Below are 18,359 nucleotides of genomic sequence, written 5' to 3'. Positions count from 1 at the left end.
AACCTATATGATAAACGTCCGCTTGTGAACATGCTTAATCCGCGGCGTTTTTAGCCCCGTTGCCGAGAAAACGGCGGCCGATCCGCGCCTTCAGCCGCTCGCGCACGTCGCGGTAGGCGGCCATGATCTGCTCGCGCGTGCCGCTGACGCCGGTCGGGTCGGGCATCGGCCAATACTCGACCTCGACGGCCAGCGAGCGGGTGAGCTCGAGCGCGGTGTGGTGAGCTTCCGGCGCCAGCGTCACGATCAGGTCGAAATAATCGTCCTCGAGGTCGTCCATCGTTCTCGGGTGCCGTTCGCCGAGCGACAGCCCTTCTTCGGCCAGCACGGCATCAACGAACGGATCGCGTTCGCCGCCGCGCACTCCCGCCGAGGCGACGAAGGTGGTGGGCGGAAGCACCTTGCGCGCCAGCAATTCGGCCATCGGCGAGCGCACGGCGTTCATGCCGCAGACAAACAGGATCGAGCGGGGCAGGATCGGGCGGGGCAGCGGGGCGGCCAGTTCAGCCTCGCCAGTGCAGCACGCAAACCAGCGTGAACAGCCGGCGCGCCGTGTCGAAGTCAATCTCGATCTTGCCGGCAAGCCGGTCCATCAGCGTCTGCGAGCCTTCATTGTGCAGGCCGCGCCGGCCCATGTCGATCGCCTCGATGTGGCTGGGTGTCGCGGTGCGGATGGCATCGTAATAGCTTTCGCAGATCATGTGGTAATCCTTGACGATGCGCCGAAGCGGCGTCAGCGACAGGATGTGGGTGACCACGGCTGCGCCGTCCTCGCGCGCCACCGCAAACACCAGCCGGGATTCGGCCAGCGACAGTTTCAGCCGGTACGGGCCGGCGCCGTCGTCATTGACCGGCTGGAAGCGGTTCTCCTCTATCAGGTCGAAGATCGCCACCGCCCGCTCATGCTCGACATCGGGCGTCGAGCGGCCGATCGTCTCGTCGAGCTCGACATCGATCAGCCTGGCGCGGGTTTGGTCGTAGTCGGACATTTCTACATGTTCAGCCGGATGGCGACGGAGCGCCCATGCGCATCGAGGCCTTCCGCCTTGGCGAGCGTGATCGCCGCCGGCGCCAGCGCCCGTAATTGCTCCGGCCCGAGCTTCAGGACCGAGGTGCGCTTGACGAAATCGAGCACCGAAAGCCCGGACGAAAAGCGCGCCGAGCGCGCCGTCGGCAGCACGTGGTTGGAGCCGGCGACATAGTCGCCGATGGCTTCCGGCGTATGACGGCCGAGAAACACCGCACCGGCATTGCGCATCCGCGCCAGGAAGGCCTCTGGGTCGTCGATGGCAAGCTCGACATGTTCGGCCGCGATGCGGTCGACCAGCGGCAGTGCTGCCTCGATCGTCGGCACCAGGATCACGGCGCCGAAATCGCGCCAGCTCGCCGCCGCCGTTTCTCCGCGCGGCAGGTTCTGCAACTGGCGTTCGACCGCCTGTTCGACCGCCGCGCCAAAGGCAGTGTCGTCGGTGATCAGGATCGACTGCGCCGACACGTCGTGTTCGGCCTGGGCGAGCAGGTCGGCGGCGATCCAGTCCGGATCGTTGCTGCCGTCGGCGACAACCAGCACTTCCGACGGCCCGGCGATCATGTCGATGCCGACCGTGCCGAACACCTGGCGCTTGGCCGCCGCGACATAGGCATTGCCGGGGCCGACGATCTTGGCGACGGGCTTTATCGTTTCGGTACCATAGGCAAGGGCCGCGATCGCCTGGGCGCCACCAACGCGGTAGATTTCGGAGACACCGGCAAGGTCGGCTGCCACCAGCACCAGCGGCGGCACCTCGCCGCCGGAGGCCGGCACCACTATGGCGATGCGCTCGACGCCGGCGACCTTGGCCGGTACCGCGTTCATCAGCACCGAGCTCGGATAGCTCGCCGTGCCGCCCGGCACGTAGAGCCCGACGGCCTCGATTGCCGTCCAGCGCGAGCCGAGCTCGACGCCGGCGGCATCGGTGTAGCGGTCGTCCTGCGGCAGCTGCCGCTGGTGGTGGGAGCGGATGCGCTCGCGCGCGAATTTCAGCGCCTCGACCGTCTGCGGATCGGCGGCCTCATAAGCCTTGGCAATGTCGTCCCTGGAGACGGCGATGCCGAGCCTGGCCAGGTCACCGCCGCCGAATTTCTGCGTGTACCCGACCAGCGCCGCGTCGCCCTCGGCACGCACCTTGGCGATGATCTCGCGCACCACGGCGTCGACATCGGCCGAGACTTCCCGCTTGGTCAGCAGGAACGCGGCAAAGCGCTGCTCGAAATCGGCGTCGGACTGGCGAAGCGTGATGGCCATCGGCTCAAACCCTGTGGACCGGGCGCGACGTCGCTTCCCAGGCGCCGCCGACATCGGCAAGCCGTGCCTCGATGCATTCGACATCGAGCATGATCGCGCCGCCGCCCGAAAAGATCAGCTCGACGATGCCGGCCGGCTTGTCGAGCGCGAGAAAGCTGATCGCCAGCAGCGACAGCACTTCGTCCGGCTTGTCGCGGGCAATGCCGCTGGTCTTGGCGCCGAGCACCCGGTCGAAATGCAGCACGGCCTGCCGCCGCTCATTGTGCTGGCGCAAGAAGCCGGATTTCGCCTCCCACACGAAGCGGTTCATGGTCAGCACGAAGCGCTTTACCGAAGGCAGGTATTCGAGATCGCTGACCTTCATGACGGCATCCTGGAGATGCGCCGAGATGATGCTCAGATCCTGATCGTCGAGCGCGACAAGCTTGAGGCCATTCATGCGGAATTCGCACCTGCGAGTTGATTATTCGACCTTCTGTTAGGCGGTCTTTCCGGCTCGTGCAACCGCGCCGGAGGTCTTGGCCAGGCAATCGCTCCGGTCGGCGCCGCCCCTCATCCCCCTGCCGGGACCTTCTCCCGTATAGGGGACGGGTGTAGGGGCTGGCCGCAACCTCGGCACCCTCTCCGCAACGCCGGAGATTGGCGAAATTCTTCGCGAGGCGGTCCTACTTCCCGTCCCTATACGGCGAGAAGATGCCGGCAGGCAGGCGAGGGGCAGCGGCGACCTGAGCCTGCTATCGTTACCCCGAAATGCGCTCGATTTCCGCGCCGCAACCAGACAGCTTTTCCTCCAGCCGCTCGAAGCCGCGGTCGAGATGGTAGACGCGGTTGACCGTGGTTTCGCCTTCGGCAGCAAGGCCGGCAATGACCAGCGACACCGAGGCCCGAAGATCGGTCGCCATGACTGGCGCGCCCTTCAGTTTCGCTACGCCGTCGACGATCGCCGTCTGGCCGGACAGCGTGATGTGGGCGCCTAGCCGGGCGAGTTCCTGGACGTGCATGAAGCGGTTTTCAAAGATCGTCTCGGTGATGCGCGACTTGCCCTTGGCCATCGTCATCAGGCCCATGAACTGCGCCTGCAGATCGGTCGGGAAAGCCGGGAAGGGCGCCGTCGTCACGTCGACCGGCGAAATGCCGGCGCCGTTGCGCCTGACGCGGATGCCGGAATTAGTCTGCGTGATCTCGGCGCCGGTCTGCGAAATGATGTCGAGCGCCGTCTGCAACAGGTCGGGCCGCGCGCCTTCCAGCACGACGTCGCCGCCGGTCATCGCCACCGCCATCGCATAGGTGCCGGTCTCGATGCGGTCGGGGATCACCCTGACGCGGGCACCCGACAGCGCCTCGACGCCGTCGATGGTGATGGTCGCCGTGCCGGCGCCCGAGATCTTCGCGCCCATGGCGTTGAGGCATTCGGCGAGGTTGACGATCTCCGGCTCGCGGGCGGCGTTTTCGAGCACCGTCTCGCCCTTGGCCAGCGAGGCCGCCATCATCAGCACATGGGTGGCGCCGACCGAAACTTTCGGGAACACATAACGGTTGCCGACAAGCCGGCCGTTCCTGGTTTTGGCAATGACATAGCCGGTGTCGACGTCGATATCGGCGCCCAGCGCCTGCAGGCCCTCGAGGAAGAGGTCAACCGGCCGTGTGCCGATGGCGCAGCCGCCGGGCAGCGACACCTTGGCCTCGCCCATGCGGGCCAGCAGCGGGCCGATCACCCAGAACGAGGCCCGCATCTTCGACACCAGCTCGTAAGGCGCCGTCGTGTCGACGATGTTGCGGGCGGAGAAAGTGATGGTGCGCGAATAGCCTTCCTGCTGCTTTTCGCGGCGGCCATTGACCGAATAGTCGACGCCGTGATTGCCGAGGATGCGGATCAGCTGCTCGACATCGGCCAGATGCGGCACGTTTTCCAGCGTCAGCGTGTCATCGGTCAAAAGCGCGGCGATCATCAGCGGCAGCGCAGCGTTTTTCGCGCCCGAGATCGGAATGCTTCCGGCAAGCTTGTTGCCGCCGACAATTCTGATGCGATCCATGAAGAGCGTCCCCTCGGCGCCAAGGCCGGTTTAAATCGGTTGAGTCTGTTGCGGCCATCTAGACCATTGGCCGGCTTGGTTCAAGAAACAGGCTACTCCCCACTTTGGCCCACGCCGACTTGGCCAAAGTACCGGCGACCAACATAGCCGATTCGCGTTAATCTTTTTTCATCGCCGCCTGCAGCCCCTCCGGCCGCTCGTCGGCCTCGCCAGCGCGCCGCTTGTCGGCGTCGCCGGTCCTTCGTGAGCGCGATTGCGCCTTGCGCTTCTGCAGGTTGGCGCGCAACTGCTCGGCCAGCCGGTCCTTGCGGCCCGTTCCGGGCTTTTTCGGTGGGTCATCCTTTTTTGGTGAAAGCGTCTTGTCGTTCATCGTCCCGTCTCCGGCCGGCGACCCGCCAGCTGCTATCAAGGGATAGCCAACATTGTGGCACGGCCATGTCCGGAACAATCGCCGGTGCGGCCTTTCAACCCGTCTTTGTCTTGGCCTTGCGCTTGCCGGTTCGATATGGCAGAAGCCCCGCCATCGGCGGCTGCGGTAGCTCAGTGGTAGAGCACTCCCTTGGTAAGGGAGAGGTCGAGAGTTCAATCCTCTCTCGCAGCACCAGATTGTTTTCGCTGGCGCATCTTCCAAGGCCTCTTTGACCTGCTCGATGATGATTGTGCGCGGTTGGCGAGGTTGCCGAAAAATATGACGCCCCGCGATCTGCCGAGTGCCACGCGCACAAGCTCGTCGAAACAGTGGTCTTGCACGCGCACCTCCCGGCGCTCGCACGCGCCATGATGCGCGCGGGGAAAGCGTTCTAGTCTGCCCTGCTGCAGGCGGCTTAACAAAGCTTGCAGCCGGGAACAATCGCTCAATGACTCGCGTTTCTTGCGAAGACCCGCTTCTTTTGCACGGGCAGCGGCCTCGAAGGCTCGCAAATGTCGCGCCGGCGTTTCAATCGCACTCGCCTCAGCCCTCACGATTTGGCTATTTGTGAACGCGTGTTTGATCAGGTTTGCGCAGATGAGCACATTGACCCTCTAAGCCTGGATGCCGAAGCCTTGGCGGTGATGATTGTCGCAATCTTCCGAAACGTGACTACCAATGAGCGCGAACTGCTGGAGGAAGTTAGGTCTCTTCGTCGCTCAAAAGGTGCAGAGAAGGCGCACTAGCTTGCCAGCGTTCCGGGGCGAATTGGTCTGGTCCCGCATTGGCACAATCGGATTGGCATCTGAATTGCCCATTGATGATCGCCAGAGTGTAGCCACCGAGCTTGCGAAGGGGATAGAAATGGGTTTGGCCGAAGACTTATCTGATGTCGCGCTCACATTCGAATGTCCGGATTGCTCACACCCGGCGGTAAGAAAGGGCTCCGCACTAAGAACAATCGCGCACTTCAGATGCGACGGGTGCAACGCCAAGGTGCGGATGACCTATCCGCAGAAGCTCGCGATCTTCGAAAAGCACAAGCTATTGGCCGCAAGCAGCCGGCAAAGCCGCGGGAAGCGATTGTACGCCCCCTACCGGGGCTGATTGCCGCCGACAACACGACACAGAAGGAAAATGCCCAAGGTCAGGGGCACAGATGCGGCCGAAGTGGCTTCGCGACCTCTGCCGCGTGCAGCGACGCCTGCTAAGCCTTCCTCATCCGCGCGGCCTTCGCCCCTTTTGACGCATGTTGACCATGACAATGCGCCCAATCGGACTAATTCGGGCGAACGGCTCGTTAGTTCGTTAGACGGTGCTAAAATACGGCAAAGTGTCCGAATGTCATCTCATGAAGCCCGCCAGACAGGCTGCGGCTCGCTCTGGCCTAACCGCGAAGGGAACCAGGAATGAAAACGGCTGTTTCGACCTCTTTGACAAGACGAAGTGTTGTCGCCGCGCTGGCGCTGACCGCGGCATCGACGGCGGTATTGCCTGCCGACAACGCGCTCGCCCAGGCCAAGAAAACCACAGCTGAGAAAAGTCTGTATGAGCGGCTGGGCGGCGTGTTTGCCATCGCAGCGGTGATCGATCACTTCAGCGACGCCGTCGTGAAGAACCCGATCGTCGGCAAGAAATCCAAGAATCCGCAGCTGCGCAAATGGCACACCAAGAACCTGGAAAGGTTGCCCGGCCTCAAGTTCATGCGCACGCTGTGGGTCTGCGACGTTTCTGGCGGGCCCTTCAAGTTCGTCGCCACCAAGCCCGGCACGACGCCGCTCGGTCTCGAGGAGGCGCATCGCGACCTGCAGATTTCCCCCGCCGAATTCGATGAGGTCGCAGCCGAACTCGGGCGGACCTTGGATCATTTCAAAATTCCGAAGCCTGAGAAAACCGAAGTCCTGGAAGCTTTCGCCGCCCACAAAGACGAGGTCACCGCCGGCTACGTCAAGCGGGGCTGAAGCGCTTATATCGCGCGGGCATTCGTTCTGAGCATGGCGCGCATCGCCGTGACTATGCGGCGCGGCCGCAGCTCAGCGCGCAATTATCCGATGGTTCCTACTCCGAACCTGCCCGAGCTGTTTCCACACTGAGCGACCCTTCCGGCAGTGGCAGCATGAGTTCAGCCTCGGACTTCGTCAGATGGATCCATGCCGCCCAGTCCGATGGCCGCAGCACAACCACTTGCCGGTTGTGATATGGCGCCACGTCCGGCCCTGGCTCGCTCGTCAGCATCGTGAACGTCGGCGGCTTGTTTCCGACACCCTCGCGCCACAGCCCGGCAATCGCCATGAACGAATGGCCATTCAGCGTGAACCTGTGCTTGGTTTTTGGATATTTCGTTCCCGTGAATTCGAAGAATGCCGACGCCGGAACGAGACAGCGCTTGCTGTTGCTGAACTGCCGGCCCTCCGAGCGAAAGTTGAATACAGGTCCGCCTTTTGGCCCGGCCGGGGGAAAGCCGAACGTCATCGACGCCAGTTCGATTGCGTCGCCAGCGGCGCGCATTACAGGCGCGGGGTCGTTGATGTGGATGTCATCCGCCTGCGGCAGATCCAATTCGGTTTGATGGCTGGGGATTTTGAGCGCCAGCGATTCCATCATCCGGCAGTATTCGGCCCAGGCGATGTGCTGCTCGTAGTCATTGCACATGGAAAGGCTCCGTACGCTCGACTGAGGCCAGTTCAACATAGCGTTTATCGGTTGGCGCCGATTGCTGGCGGATTTGATATAAGCCTATTTGGGCCGGCGTGCGGCAGCGATGGCCTGCAACAGATTGATGCTGTTCACGTCGGGTTCGCTGGATGCGGCAACGGCAAGTGCGGCGGCTTCGGCTATTTTCGCGACGTCGTCGCTGCTGATCGTTCCACGCTTTTCCAGCAGATTTACGAGTTCGACAACGAGAAGAAAGGCGTTCACACCATATCGTTCGGCTCTGAGCTCGAACTCGCCTCGAGCCAATTTCTCCGCGTCTCCTTCAGCCCGTTTGTCCACGTTGGCGTCCTCTCCTATGGCTACAAGCTATTAACGCTTAGCACGAATGGTTTAATCCTTCGAACTGGCCACAACCTTCGCCAATTGCCGGGCATAGTGTCGCCGGTGGCAAGGGCATGGGTTCAGCCAAGGATGAGACCAACCAACAGAACGGTAAGAATAAAGGACAACACGACGGCAAGTAGCCCGCATGCTTCCAAAGTGTTGGTTTGCCAAGCTTTCGTCGGGCGCCTCCGGTTTGAATTCCCGTTTCGCGAAACAAACTTCATCGGGCACCAGATCGGACGCGGAGCCGGCTTGAATTTGGCAAAGCGCTCCTCTTCATCGGCCCGGAAGGCATCTCCGCGAAACTCCGGAGCACCGTATGCGCGGCGCCGGCCTGCCTTTCATCGACGCGAGCCATCACCAGTACGACACCTTCTGCGATCTTCGGCTTGCGCGGCTTCTGGGCGAAATTGGCGAAAGTTCCGAGAAGCACGCCGGCAAAGCCGCCCCACGCCGCACCGACCAGGGCCATGCCGGTCATCCCCGCAGGATCAACGCCTTGAACTCCAAAAGCGCTGAAACCGGCCAACAGACCAGCCGTGGCGCCAAGTGCGGCACCAGCAACCGCACCCCGCCAGAGAGCGCTCATCTCATCGTCGTAATATCCAGCAACGCTGATCGGTTCATCATTGTCATTGTAAGATCCGACCACGCTGATTTGCCGGCGACGAATCCCGGCAGCCTGAAGCCTGGCAACGGCACGTGCTGCCTGGGCATGGGAATTGAACAGCCTGCTGATCGTTTGCATTTACGCCCAGCCCCGCCGCCCGTTCGGAGCGTCGGGCCTCTCCTCCCTGGCTTGAACTCTTCCGCCCGGACGCATCTTCGTCGCGCCAAAGCTCACCACAACGTGAGCCAGCCGGCTACGTTCCCAGCCGGGGCTTCGGTCCAATCCTGGAGTATCTTGCTTGGGACCTAAGTCTGACCTGCTTGAATGCAACGGGCAGTGAGGCCACGCCGAGAGGGAGCCGTTGCTGAATCGAAGAGGTCGAGGAGAGGGCTAAGGCCTATCGCAGACCCAAAAAGCTCAAAATGGCGATTACGATCACGATCGCGCCGACCAGCCAGATAATGTTGTTCATGATTGCACTCCTTCGCCTCCGGGTGGGGTGCACGCCGAGGCGAAGCCCGCCACGCAAGTAGAACATTAGATGCGGCTAAAGGTTCCTCGCTCGCCTCGCTGTCGAAAGAGCCCACCGCACCAGTCGGCACGGCGGGCGACGCAGAGTTTCACCCCGGTGGTGGGGCAGCAAACGGCGTTGCGCCCAAGGCTCAGCTGATGCTTCGGGACCAGTCATCTACCTGGCGCTCTGCCTCTTCCTTGGCGATGCCATATCGCTCCTGGATACGTCCCAAAAGCTGGTCTCGGTTGCCCTCGATGCGATCAAGATCATCGTCGGTGAGGTCACCCCACTGCTCTTTCGCCTTGCCTTTGAACTGCGTCCATTTTCCCTTGATTTGATCCCAGTTCATATGTTCCTCCTTGCTTCCTGGGCCCGCACTGAAGCGGAGCGCGGACCGATCGGCATTTCAATGTTGGTGACGAATGAAGATTAGCAGCCGCTAAAAGTTCCGGTGCCGACGCAAAAAGCCCGTCGTGCCCGTGCCGGACTGCGAGCTGATGTTGATGATGCCCGGAGCTTGATGCTCTTTCGCGGCACTATCTTATGCCGTTGAAGGCGCTGAGCTTCTTGCTGGTTGGCCTTGGCTGGCAAGCCTCGAAAGGCTGCCCGGCAGCATTGTTCTGTCCTTGCCGATCATGAGCACGCCGCTGTCGGGCGCCAACAGTGCCGAGAACGGCAGCATCGCCGCGCCGATCGGCGAAGCCTCGGGGCCGAATTGTCCCGACACGATTTCCGGCGCCACGATGCCGATGGCGCTGATCCTGTTGAACTGGGTCTGCACCTTTGCCAACAGCTCGAGATGAATCGGCCGCGGCAGGATGCTGTCGAGAACGATCGCCTCGATGTCGATGACGGAGGTGATGGCGATGATCGCCTCGACCAGCGCATTGGCGCAATCGTCGATCCATTCGGACAGCGGCTCGCGCGCCCCCGGCGGCAAGGGATCGAGTTCGCGCACACGGTTGATCTCGATGCCGCGCGATTTGAGATGATTGACCAGCACATAGATCGAAGCGCGATGCAGCAGGCTCTGGTAGCGCGCCGGCTTGGCCGCCACCGAATCGAGGCTTGAAGGCGAGACCGGCAAAGGACCGAGCGCGGCGCTGTTGCCGTGCGGCCCGGTATGGACCTTGCCGCCTTGCACCAGTCCGCCGCCGACAAAGGTGTCGATCGAGATATGCATGAAGTCGCGGAACCGTGCGCCGGTCCCCTGGATGAGTTCGGCGAGTGCGGCCGATGATGCGTCGTTTTCCACGAAGACCGGGGTCTTCGGCTTTGTGGCGAAGAACGTCGTCAGATCGATTGCTTCCCAGCGGCTGCCGAGATCGTCGGGAAAGCCGAGCTCTTCGCTCCAGCCGCCGAGGAAATATGGCGAGGCGATGCCGACGCCGACGATGCTGGCATCGCCAAGCCCCTCGACCAGCTTGTCGAAATTGGCCAGCGACATGTTGCCGGCCTTGAGCACCATGTCGGGATCCGGAAAGCGATATTCGTGCGACTCGCGCGAGCGGACCTCGCCGGCAAAGTCGACGAGCACGGCTTCCAGCGCGCGCCGGCCGATCTTGATGCCGACGCTGTAGATACGCTCAGGTGCAAGTCGGTAGAGAGTGGATGGCGATCCGCGTTGCCCGAACCTTTTCCCCACTTGCTTTACGAATCCGGACGATTCCAGCCCGTCGACAATGGTGGCGACCGCGGCCGGCGTCAGATTTGCGGCGCGCGCCAGATCGGACTTGGATGCCTCCTTCAGGCGGCGAATGGCATCAAGCACGAAGCGCTCGTTATAATGCCGAACCTTGACCGAATTGCTGCCTTTTCCGGACAAAACCGGCGCCTCCCCATTCATTCCCGCAGAGCCACTCCAGCCGCTTGCAGCTTTGAGGCTGCCGCGGGGTCGAGCACTCCAATCGCACCCGTGCGCGACGCGACAGTGCCCTTCGCGGCCATGGAAGTCAATTTTCCAGTTGCGGCATTCGGCCATTTAATATAGCAAATTGAAAAAACAGGACCAGGGAGGAAAGGTGCTGCACTTGGTCGCATTAGGCGAAGCCGACGCCATGGTGAAGAGCGACGCGGCTGTCCCCGTTGCCCTGGTTCAGGCGACAAAAGCCTTCGGCGGCACGATTGCCCTCAAGGACGCGTCCTTCGAATTGCGCTCAGGCGAGGTGCTGGCTCTGCTTGGCGAAAACGGCGCCGGCAAGAGCACCTGCGTAAAGCTGCTGGCCGGCGTGTATCTCCCGACCGGCGGCCATGTCGAAGTCGATGGCAAGCCTGTGGTCTTCCATTCGCCGCACGACGCCCAGGCTGCCGGCATCTCGGTCATGCACCAGCACCCCGGTCTTTTCCCTGATCTTTCGGTGGCGGAGAACATCTATCTCGGCCATATGCCGCGCGACCGCTTCGGCGGCATCGACAACGCCGCCATGCTTGCCGGCGCGCGCAGGGTGTTGGCGACAGTCGGCCTCGACATGCCGGCCGAAACCCGGCTCGGAACGTTGCGCACCTCCGAACAGCAACTGGTCGAGATCGCTCGCGCCCTGTCGCTCGACGCGCGGGTGCTGATCATGGACGAGCCGACGGCCGCCCTGTCGCAGCGCGAGGTCGAGCGGCTGTTCACCGTCGTCGCCGACCTGCGGCTGCACGGCGTGGCGATGATGTTCGTCGGCCACCGCATGGACGAGATCTTCCGCATCGCCGACCGCATCGCGGTGCTGCGCGACGGGCGCCTCATTGGCGTCAAGCCGAAGGCCGAGCTTGGCCGCGCCGCTGCCATCGGCATGATGGTCGGCCGCGAGGTCACCGACCTCTATCCGCAACGAAGCCACGCCACCGGCGCACTGGTGCTGGAGGCGAGGGGGCTTTCGCACGCCGGTGGCTTTTCCAATATCGACCTCAAGCTCCATGCCGGCGAGGTGCTCGGGCTCGGCGGCCTGGTCGGCAGCGGGCGGACCGAGATCGCCCGCGTGCTGTTCGGAATCGACCAGCCCGATGCCGGTGAAATCCTGATCGACGGCGAAGCTGTGCGCTTCGCGTCGGCACGCGACGCCATGGATGCGCGTATCGCCTATGTCTCTGAAGACCGCATGGGCCAGAGCCTGGTGATGGATTTTTCCATCCTCGACAACGCGGTGCTGCCAGTCCTCGACAAGGCAGCCCGCTCCGGCTTCTACGGCACGAACCGCGCGATCAATCTGGTTTCGGACTGGCTGAAGCGCATGAAGCTTCGCTTTTCCGGCTATGCGCAGCCGGTAAAGGAACTGTCCGGCGGCAACCAGCAGAAGGTAGTGTTGGCCAAATGGCTGCGCAGCGAACCGCGCCTCCTCATCCTCGACGAGCCGACGCAAGGCATCGACGTCGGCACCAAGGCGGAAGTGCATGCGATGATCGCCGACCTTGCCGCCCAGGGCATGGCAATCATCCTGATCTCCTCCGAAATGCCCGAGCTCATCGGCATGTGCGACCGCATCATCGTCCTGCGCGAAGGCCATCGGACGGCCGAATTTGCCAGGGGCGAAGCCACTCAGGAAAAGGTGCTGGAAGCAGCGACCAAGGCCGGCGAAAGCGCCGATGCGGCGGCACAGGCCACCGGCGAGGAGAAGAGAAGAGGACCGCTCGACATACTGAAGCGGCGGGAGTTCGGTCTGCTCGCCGCGATGCTGGCGGTCGCCATCCCGGTCACCGTCATCAACCCGCGCATGGTGAGCGCTGCAAACCTGACCGCCGTGTCGATGGATGCCGCCTTGCTCGTCGTTGCAGCACTCGCGCAGATGCTGGTGCTGATCACCCGCAACATCGACCTTTCGATCGCTGCGGTGATCGGCCTGTCGGCTTACATGGCGGCCAGCATGGTCCAGGCCTATCCAGGGCTCGACATCGGCATTGGCCTGATAACCGCATGCGCCGTCGGTGGCGTCGCCGGCCTGATCAACGGCCTCGTCGTCACCAGGGGAAAGATCCCGGCGATCGTCGTCACGCTGGCCTCGATGTCGATCTTCCGCGGCTTCAACTCGATCTGGGCAGCCGGTGACCAGATCAGCGCCGACGAAGTCACGCAAGCCTGGCTCGACATGACCGGCCTGAAGATCGCCGGCGTGCCGCTGATCGTCGTCATCGCGATCGTCATCCTGTGCCTGGGTTATGTGCTGCTCTATCGCACGGCCATCGGGCGCGAACTGTTCGCCGCCGGCTCCAATCCCGACGGCGCGCGTCTTATCGGCATCCCCGTCGACCGCCGCATTCTGTTGGCCTTTGGCATGGCCGGCCTGCTCGGCGGCCTGTGCGGCGCGCTGTGGGCATCGCGCTATGCGACCATCGATGCACGCGTCGCGCTCGGTTTCGAACTCACCGTGATCGCGTCGGCGGTGGTCGGCGGCGTCGCCATCCGCGGTGGTTCGGGCACGCTGCTCGGTATCATCCTCGGCGCGCTCACGCTGCTCGTCATCAAGAACGGGCTGACGCTGGTGCGCGTCGACCCGCTGTGGCTGCAGGGCGTCTACGGCCTCGTGATCCTGGTCGCCATCGGCATCGACACCTTCATCGTGCGGCGGGCCGAGCAGGCAAGACAGGCGAGGGCGCGGTGAAAAAGTTCCTCCGTTCGATCGACTTCTGGGATCTGCTGCTGGCGACCTCTTGCGTGGCCATCTTCCTCTATGCCGCGATCTTCGTGCCGAATTTCGTTTCCGGCTTCAATCTCTCGCAACTGGCCGCCAGCGCCTCGGAAAAGGCATTGCTGATCCTGCCGATGACGCTGCTCATCATCACCCGCGAGATCGACCTGTCGATCGCCTCGGTGCTGGCGCTGACGTCCGTCGTCTTTGGCTTGCTGGTCCAGGCCGGTGTGCCGACGCTTGCCGCAATCCCGCTGACGCTCGTCATCGGCGGCCTGCTCGGCGCCTTCAACGGCTATCTGGTCTCGGGCCTTGGACTGCAGTCGTTGGTTGTGACGCTCGGCACCATGGCGCTCTACCGAGGCATTGGCTACATCCTGCTCGGCACCGGCTCGGTCAACATCCTGCCGCCCGCGCTCGTCGATTTCGGCATCAACAACCTGCCTGGCACCGAGATACCGTGGACCATCGTGCCCTTCCTGGTGCTGGCGCCGGTGTTTGCGGTCGTGCTGCAGAAGACGCCGACCGGCAAGCGCATCTACGCGCTCGGCGGCAGCCCCGAAGTGGCGCGCTATTCCGGCATAAACACGCGCCGGATGGTGCTGAACCTGTTCGTCGTCTCGGGCGTCGTCGCGGCGATAGCCGGCATCGTTTATACCGCGCGCCTTTCCAACGCCCGCGCCAACAATGCGCTCGGCATGGAGCTCGACGTCATCACCATCGTGCTGCTCGGCGGCGTCAGCGTCTTTGGCGGCAAGGGCCGCCTGACCGGCGTCATGCTGGCACTGGTCCTGATCGCCATCATCCGCAACGTGCTGGCGCTGAACCAGATCGGTGGCGACGCGCAGGGCATGATCATCGGCCTGCTTCTGATCGGCTCGCTGCTGGTCGGCAATTACTGGCGCTCCACACAGGAGATGCTCAGCAGATCCCGCGCAATGCGCGAGACAAAGGGGTGATCTCGGGCCCCTTCCTTCAAGCCCGAATTTTGACGGAGGAGTCACAATGAAAGCGTTTAGATTAGCCCTGCTCGCATCCGCGGTTCTGCTTGCGCCAAGCTCGCTGGCCTTCAGCCAGGAGTGCGCCAAGGAACCCGTAACGGTCGGTTTCCTGCCCAAGCTCGACACGGATCCCTACTTCAAAGTGGCCTTCGGAGGCGCACAAGAGGCAGCCAAGGAAATTGGCGGCACCGCTACGCAGGTCGCCCCATCGCAGGCGACCGCCGAGGCGCAGATCGAATTCATCAACAGCCTCGTGTCGCAGAAGGTCGGAGTCATCGCAATTGCCGGCAACGACGCCAATGCCGTCGCGCCTGCGCTGAAGCGCGCCGTTCAGCAGGGGGTCAGGGTGATTTCGTATGACTCCGATGTGGCCGCCGATGCGCGTGCGGTGTTCGTCAATCAGGTGAAGGGCGACAGCCTCGCCGAGATGATGCTGGAAAGTGCATTCGCCCTCAGCGGCGGTGAAGGCGAATTCGCGATCCTGTCGTCGACGCCGACGGCAACCAACCAGAACGCCTGGATCGACTTCATGAAGGCGAAGATGGCGGCCGAGCCGAAGTTCTCCAAAATGAAGCTGGTGCAGGTGGCCTATGGCGAAGAAAGCGAACAAATCAACCAGCAACAGGCGTTGGCGCTGGTCCAGGCGTTTCCCGATCTCAAGGTGATCATCGTCCCGGCTGGCATCGGCCTTCCGGCGGCCGCGCGTGCACTCGAGGAGGCGGGCATGATCGGCAAGGTCAAGCTGACCGGTCTCGCGCCGGCCACTCTGATCTCGAAATACATCAAGGACGAAGCGGCTCAGGATATCTGGTGGAACGTCACCGATCTTGGCTATCTTACTTATCAGACGGCCCAGGCGTTTGCGCAATGCAAGATCACCGGCAAGGAGGGTGAGAAGTTCACGGCAGGCAGGCTCGGCGAATACACGATTGGCGCCGGCGGCGAACTGATCCTTGGCCCGGCTAAGATCGTGACTCCCGAAAATCTGGCCGAGTTCAAATTCTGATCCTATAGAGCTTGAGTTCTAGGGGGCGCCGGTCCATCCGGCGCCCTTCCCAAAAACCTCTCGAAATGAAAACAGTGCGGGGCGGCAATGAAGATATTGCTTGCAGGCGAAACCTTTGCAGCGACGACCTCGGTTGCCATCGGCAGCGACGTGCTTACAAGTGCGGCCTCGACAAATGGTGCGACGGCCTTCAATGCCGCGCTGGCCACTGAAGGCATCGCGGTCACGCAGATCGGCGGCGAGCGTTGCAGCGCGGCGTTTCCCTATGACCTCGATGGGCTCGCCCAATATCAGGCGGTGGTGATCTCCGACGTCGGCGCCCTGACATTGCTGGTGACGCCGGATGCCCGCGCCGGGCGTGTCGGCGTCAACCGCCTCGATGTGCTCAAGGCCTATGTCGAAGGTGGCGGCGGGCTGATGCTGGCCGGCGGTTACATGGGCTTTCAGGGCATGTTCGGGACGGCGCGTTTCCACGACACCCCGGTCGAGGACGTTCTGCCGGTCCGTTGCCTACCCTACTGCGACGGCATGGAGGTGCCGCAAGGCGTGCAGGCCTCCATCCTGCAGTCGTCACATCCGATTTTTTCCGGGGTGGAGGGGCCTTTGCCGCCGATTCTCGGCATGAACAAGCTGGAATTCAGGCGCGACGGTTCGTCCCGGCTTCTGGCGACCTGCCACCATCGCGGCACCGACTGGCCGCTCCTTGCCGTCGGTAGCCATGGCCGCGGCCGCACGATTGCCTGGGCAACCGATATCGGCCCGCATTGGCTCTCGCAGGATTTCCTCGGATGGCCGTTCTACGGAAGACTGATGGCGAACATGGTCGGTTGGCTCGCCGGCGATGGATGAGAAAGCTGGTTTGACCAGTGCGGCTGCCTGCCGCTGCCTCCGATGCCGCGCGAGGCCCCGGTGACCAGCACCACCTTGCCGGCGAGGTCGAATTTCGGCGTGAACTCATTTGTCATGCAATTCCACCTTGTTCTTCAAATCGGACCGGCTGCCGTGTCGAACCGAATAGGCTCGCGTGAATTCGGCGCCCAGCAGAAATATCTCGGCCGAATAATAGACCCATAACAGCACGACGAGCAGGGCGCCGGCCGCGCCGTATGACGATGAGATGGCGCTGGTTCCGATATACCAGCCAATTAGCGACTTGCCGATGGTGAACAGAAACCCGGTGACCACGGCGCCGATGCCGACATCGCGCCATTGCAGGCTGCGGTCCGGCAGCACCTTGTAGATTGCGGCAAACAGCAGCGTGATCAGGGCAAACGAGACGATCCCGTTGATCGCGCTCAGGATGATGGTGCCGAACGGCAGGTAGGCGTTGATGACGTCTCCGAGCGCCGAAATTGCAGCGCTTACGACCAGCGACACCAGGAGCAGAAAGCCGAGCGCCGCGACGAGGCCCAGGCTTGCAATGCGTGCCCGAACCATTCGTGAAATCGTTGCCCCGCTCGGTTTGACTTTCCAGATTTCGTTCAACCCCAGCTGCATCTCGCCGAACACGCCGGATGCGGCGACGAACAGCGTGACCAGCCCCAGAATGCTGGCGAGGGTTCCGGCTTCCTTCTGCGAGGCGTTTTCGATCGTAGCTCGCAGCAGCTCGGCACTTTGCGGCCCCATCAGGCCAGCGATCTGTGCCGAAAGGGCGAGTTGCGCCGCCTCGTGCCCGAAGGCCATGCCGGCAATAGCCACAACGATGAGCAGGATCGGCGCAAGCGAGGTCGTGGCATAAAACGCTATCGCCGCCCCATGGCTCAGCGCATTGTCGTCGATGAAGCCGATGACGCTCTGCTTGAGGAGCCTCCAGCCCTCTGCTGCCAAATTCCACATGTAGGCCTCGCATGCCTGTCAACAAACAAGTAGCGGCGGCGCAGCGCTGGGCGAGGGGTGGGCGGCTCGGCCGGAACAAAGCCGGCAACGGCGCGCTGTACAAGGCGATCGCCTATAAAGGCGGCGTGCAGCGAACATCCTGCGAAAGGTGCCGCTCGACTGGCCGGGGACGTGCTCACGATGCAATCAGGGGAACTGTGACAGTTGTCTGATAATTTATCGGATATCGGTTGAAATACGGGAACTCGATCACGAACGCATATTGGGCGGTCAGATGTGCCATGCGAAAGCCGCCGCTGGGGGCGTCGATTGCTATTGTTACATCGACGTCTTTCAATCCCAAATCCAGTAATTTTTCCGTGGCAATGGCTTGGATCTGGGCCTGCGTCAGCGAGTTCTTCATTTGCAGCGCACGTGACGACGTTTCCAGCGTGTACCGAACACTCGACATAGCATTCAGAGCCCAGCCGAATGCAAAGATGCCGATCAAAAGCATTATCAGAAAAGGCGCGATCAGCGCGAACTCTAATGCAGCTCCGCCTGATGCATCCCCCGTGAAAGCTCTCGACTTAGCGGACACGAATCACCTGTTGATGACTGAGTTCGCGCGAGAGGGAAAACGCACCAAAACTGAAGGGCGGTGACCAGGTGGCTGTCGCCTGTATTACGAGGAAGACCGAGGGGGCTTTCAAAGTGTCGCACAGGACCGATGGATCGGCCACGATGTTCCCGCACATGTATTTCCGGCTCACTGCCACCTGCGCGCCATCAGGATGGTTTTCCCAGCTCGAAAGAGCGACAGCTTGGATGGTCGTATCCTCGACTGCTCCTTGCATCACGAGGTTCGCCGCGGTTTTGACGCCTGCACGCATCGACAATGCGCTCGAGACAAAAGACCAGCCGTCGATGATGCCAAGAAGTACCAGGCAAAGGGCGGGCAGAACCAGCGCAAACTCTACCGCGGCAACACCCGAATCACTCCGGAACATCCGGACTTGTAGCCGATCCACGAAAACTACT

19 protein-coding genes and 1 tRNA gene are annotated in these 18,359 nt (G+C 62.4%); 6 read left to right on the top strand and 14 right to left on the bottom strand.

Translation table 11 applies throughout. The features are described from left to right. Window positions 1-34: 34 nt before the first annotated feature. The 6 genes from NKI67_RS18595 to NKI67_RS18570 all read right to left on the bottom strand — a co-directional run bounded on the left by NKI67_RS18595 (window position 35) and on the right by NKI67_RS18570 (window position 4,687). Complete coding sequence (locus NKI67_RS18595; protein WP_280952102.1) at window positions 35-502, bottom strand: arsenate-mycothiol transferase ArsC; 468 nt, start codon at window positions 500-502, stop codon at window positions 35-37. Between the two features lies 1 nt (window position 503). Next, window positions 504-989, bottom strand: coding sequence for a UPF0262 family protein (locus NKI67_RS18590; RefSeq protein WP_023677405.1), 486 nt, complete (start codon window positions 987-989; stop codon window positions 504-506). A 2-nt stretch (window positions 990-991) separates the two neighbouring features. Next, window positions 992-2,284 carry a histidinol dehydrogenase gene (hisD, locus tag NKI67_RS18585; RefSeq protein WP_023677406.1) on the bottom strand — a complete coding sequence of 431 codons (1,293 nt, stop codon included), beginning with the start codon at window positions 2,282-2,284 and terminating at the stop codon, window positions 992-994. Window positions 2,285-2,288: 4 nt separating this feature from the next. Beyond that, on the bottom strand, window positions 2,289-2,723 hold the full coding sequence (locus NKI67_RS18580) for a DUF2948 family protein (RefSeq protein ID WP_023677407.1): 435 nt from the start codon (window positions 2,721-2,723) through the stop codon (window positions 2,289-2,291). 301 nt (window positions 2,724-3,024) lie between these two features. Further along, window positions 3,025-4,317: a UDP-N-acetylglucosamine 1-carboxyvinyltransferase gene (murA, locus tag NKI67_RS18575; RefSeq protein WP_023677408.1), complete on the bottom strand. Its 1,293-nt coding sequence runs from the start codon at window positions 4,315-4,317 to the stop codon at window positions 3,025-3,027. A 157-nt stretch (window positions 4,318-4,474) separates the two neighbouring features. Then, window positions 4,475-4,687 carry a hypothetical protein gene (locus NKI67_RS18570; RefSeq protein ID WP_023677409.1) on the bottom strand — a complete coding sequence of 71 codons (213 nt, stop codon included), beginning with the start codon at window positions 4,685-4,687 and terminating at the stop codon, window positions 4,475-4,477. Window positions 4,688-4,846: 159 nt separating this feature from the next. Here NKI67_RS18570 and NKI67_RS18565 point away from each other — a divergent pair. Both NKI67_RS18565 and NKI67_RS18560 read left to right on the top strand, forming a co-directional pair. Next, window positions 4,847-4,921 (top strand) — tRNA-Thr (locus NKI67_RS18565). Window positions 4,922-6,135: 1,214 nt separating this feature from the next. Further along, window positions 6,136-6,687 (top strand): group I truncated hemoglobin, encoded by a 552-nt coding sequence (locus tag NKI67_RS18560; RefSeq protein WP_031211976.1) that lies wholly within the window; start codon window positions 6,136-6,138, stop codon window positions 6,685-6,687. 97 nt (window positions 6,688-6,784) lie between these two features. Here the strand turns inward: NKI67_RS18560 and NKI67_RS18555 are convergent, their stop codons facing one another. The 5 genes from NKI67_RS18555 to NKI67_RS18535 form a co-directional block, all read right to left on the bottom strand. Next, on the bottom strand, window positions 6,785-7,378 hold the full coding sequence (locus NKI67_RS18555; RefSeq protein ID WP_023677412.1) for an SOS response-associated peptidase: 594 nt from the start codon (window positions 7,376-7,378) through the stop codon (window positions 6,785-6,787). Between the two features lie 84 nt (window positions 7,379-7,462). Beyond that, the gene (locus tag NKI67_RS18550; protein WP_031211977.1) at window positions 7,463-7,720 is read right to left on the bottom strand and encodes a hypothetical protein; all 258 of its coding nucleotides are present in this window, start codon (window positions 7,718-7,720) and stop codon (window positions 7,463-7,465) included. A gap of 265 nt (window positions 7,721-7,985) precedes the next feature. Then, entirely contained in the window at window positions 7,986-8,513 is a 528-nt protein-coding gene (locus tag NKI67_RS18545) for a hypothetical protein (protein WP_023677414.1), read from the bottom strand. A gap of 524 nt (window positions 8,514-9,037) precedes the next feature. After that, window positions 9,038-9,238, bottom strand: coding sequence for a CsbD family protein (locus tag NKI67_RS18540; RefSeq protein WP_023677416.1), 201 nt, complete (start codon window positions 9,236-9,238; stop codon window positions 9,038-9,040). Between the two features lie 192 nt (window positions 9,239-9,430). Further along, a complete protein-coding gene (locus NKI67_RS18535; RefSeq protein ID WP_023677417.1) occupies window positions 9,431-10,714 on the bottom strand; it encodes an ROK family transcriptional regulator in 1,284 nt (427 codons plus the stop codon). 196 nt (window positions 10,715-10,910) lie between these two features. Here NKI67_RS18535 and NKI67_RS18530 point away from each other — a divergent pair, with 196 nt between their 5' ends. The 4 genes from NKI67_RS18530 (at window position 10,911) to NKI67_RS18515 (ending at window position 16,352) form a co-directional block, all read left to right on the top strand. Next, window positions 10,911-13,469 (top strand): ATP-binding cassette domain-containing protein, encoded by a 2,559-nt coding sequence (locus NKI67_RS18530; RefSeq protein WP_245274726.1) that lies wholly within the window; start codon window positions 10,911-10,913, stop codon window positions 13,467-13,469. Beyond that, complete coding sequence (locus NKI67_RS18525; RefSeq protein WP_023677419.1) at window positions 13,466-14,455, top strand: ABC transporter permease; 990 nt, start codon at window positions 13,466-13,468, stop codon at window positions 14,453-14,455. The genes NKI67_RS18530 and NKI67_RS18525 overlap by 4 nt, the downstream gene beginning before the upstream one ends. Window positions 14,456-14,501: 46 nt before the next feature. Then, window positions 14,502-15,503: a rhamnose ABC transporter substrate-binding protein gene (locus NKI67_RS18520; protein WP_023677420.1), complete on the top strand. Its 1,002-nt coding sequence runs from the start codon at window positions 14,502-14,504 to the stop codon at window positions 15,501-15,503. Window positions 15,504-15,590: 87 nt separating this feature from the next. Further along, the gene (locus NKI67_RS18515) at window positions 15,591-16,352 is read left to right on the top strand and encodes a glutamine amidotransferase (protein ID WP_023677421.1); all 762 of its coding nucleotides are present in this window, start codon (window positions 15,591-15,593) and stop codon (window positions 16,350-16,352) included. Window positions 16,353-16,457: 105 nt separating this feature from the next. Here NKI67_RS18515 and NKI67_RS18510 read toward each other — a convergent pair whose 3' ends face one another. From NKI67_RS18510 to NKI67_RS18500, 3 genes are all read right to left on the bottom strand, one after another. Beyond that, entirely contained in the window at window positions 16,458-17,339 is an 882-nt protein-coding gene (locus tag NKI67_RS18510; RefSeq protein ID WP_023677422.1) for a YihY/virulence factor BrkB family protein, read from the bottom strand. A 175-nt stretch (window positions 17,340-17,514) separates the two neighbouring features. Further along, on the bottom strand, window positions 17,515-17,919 hold the full coding sequence (locus NKI67_RS18505) for a TadE/TadG family type IV pilus assembly protein (protein WP_023677423.1): 405 nt from the start codon (window positions 17,917-17,919) through the stop codon (window positions 17,515-17,517). Then, window positions 17,909-18,359, bottom strand: a 451-nt coding sequence (locus NKI67_RS18500) for a TadE/TadG family type IV pilus assembly protein (RefSeq protein WP_502909352.1), incomplete at its 5' end; no start/stop codon positions are given. The genes NKI67_RS18500 and NKI67_RS18505, both read right to left, overlap by 11 nt.

This window comes from Mesorhizobium sp. M0408 (genome assembly GCF_040321495.1).
Classification (GTDB): domain Bacteria; phylum Pseudomonadota; class Alphaproteobacteria; order Rhizobiales; family Rhizobiaceae; genus Mesorhizobium.
This window is presented reverse-complemented; position numbering and strand designations above follow the sequence as displayed.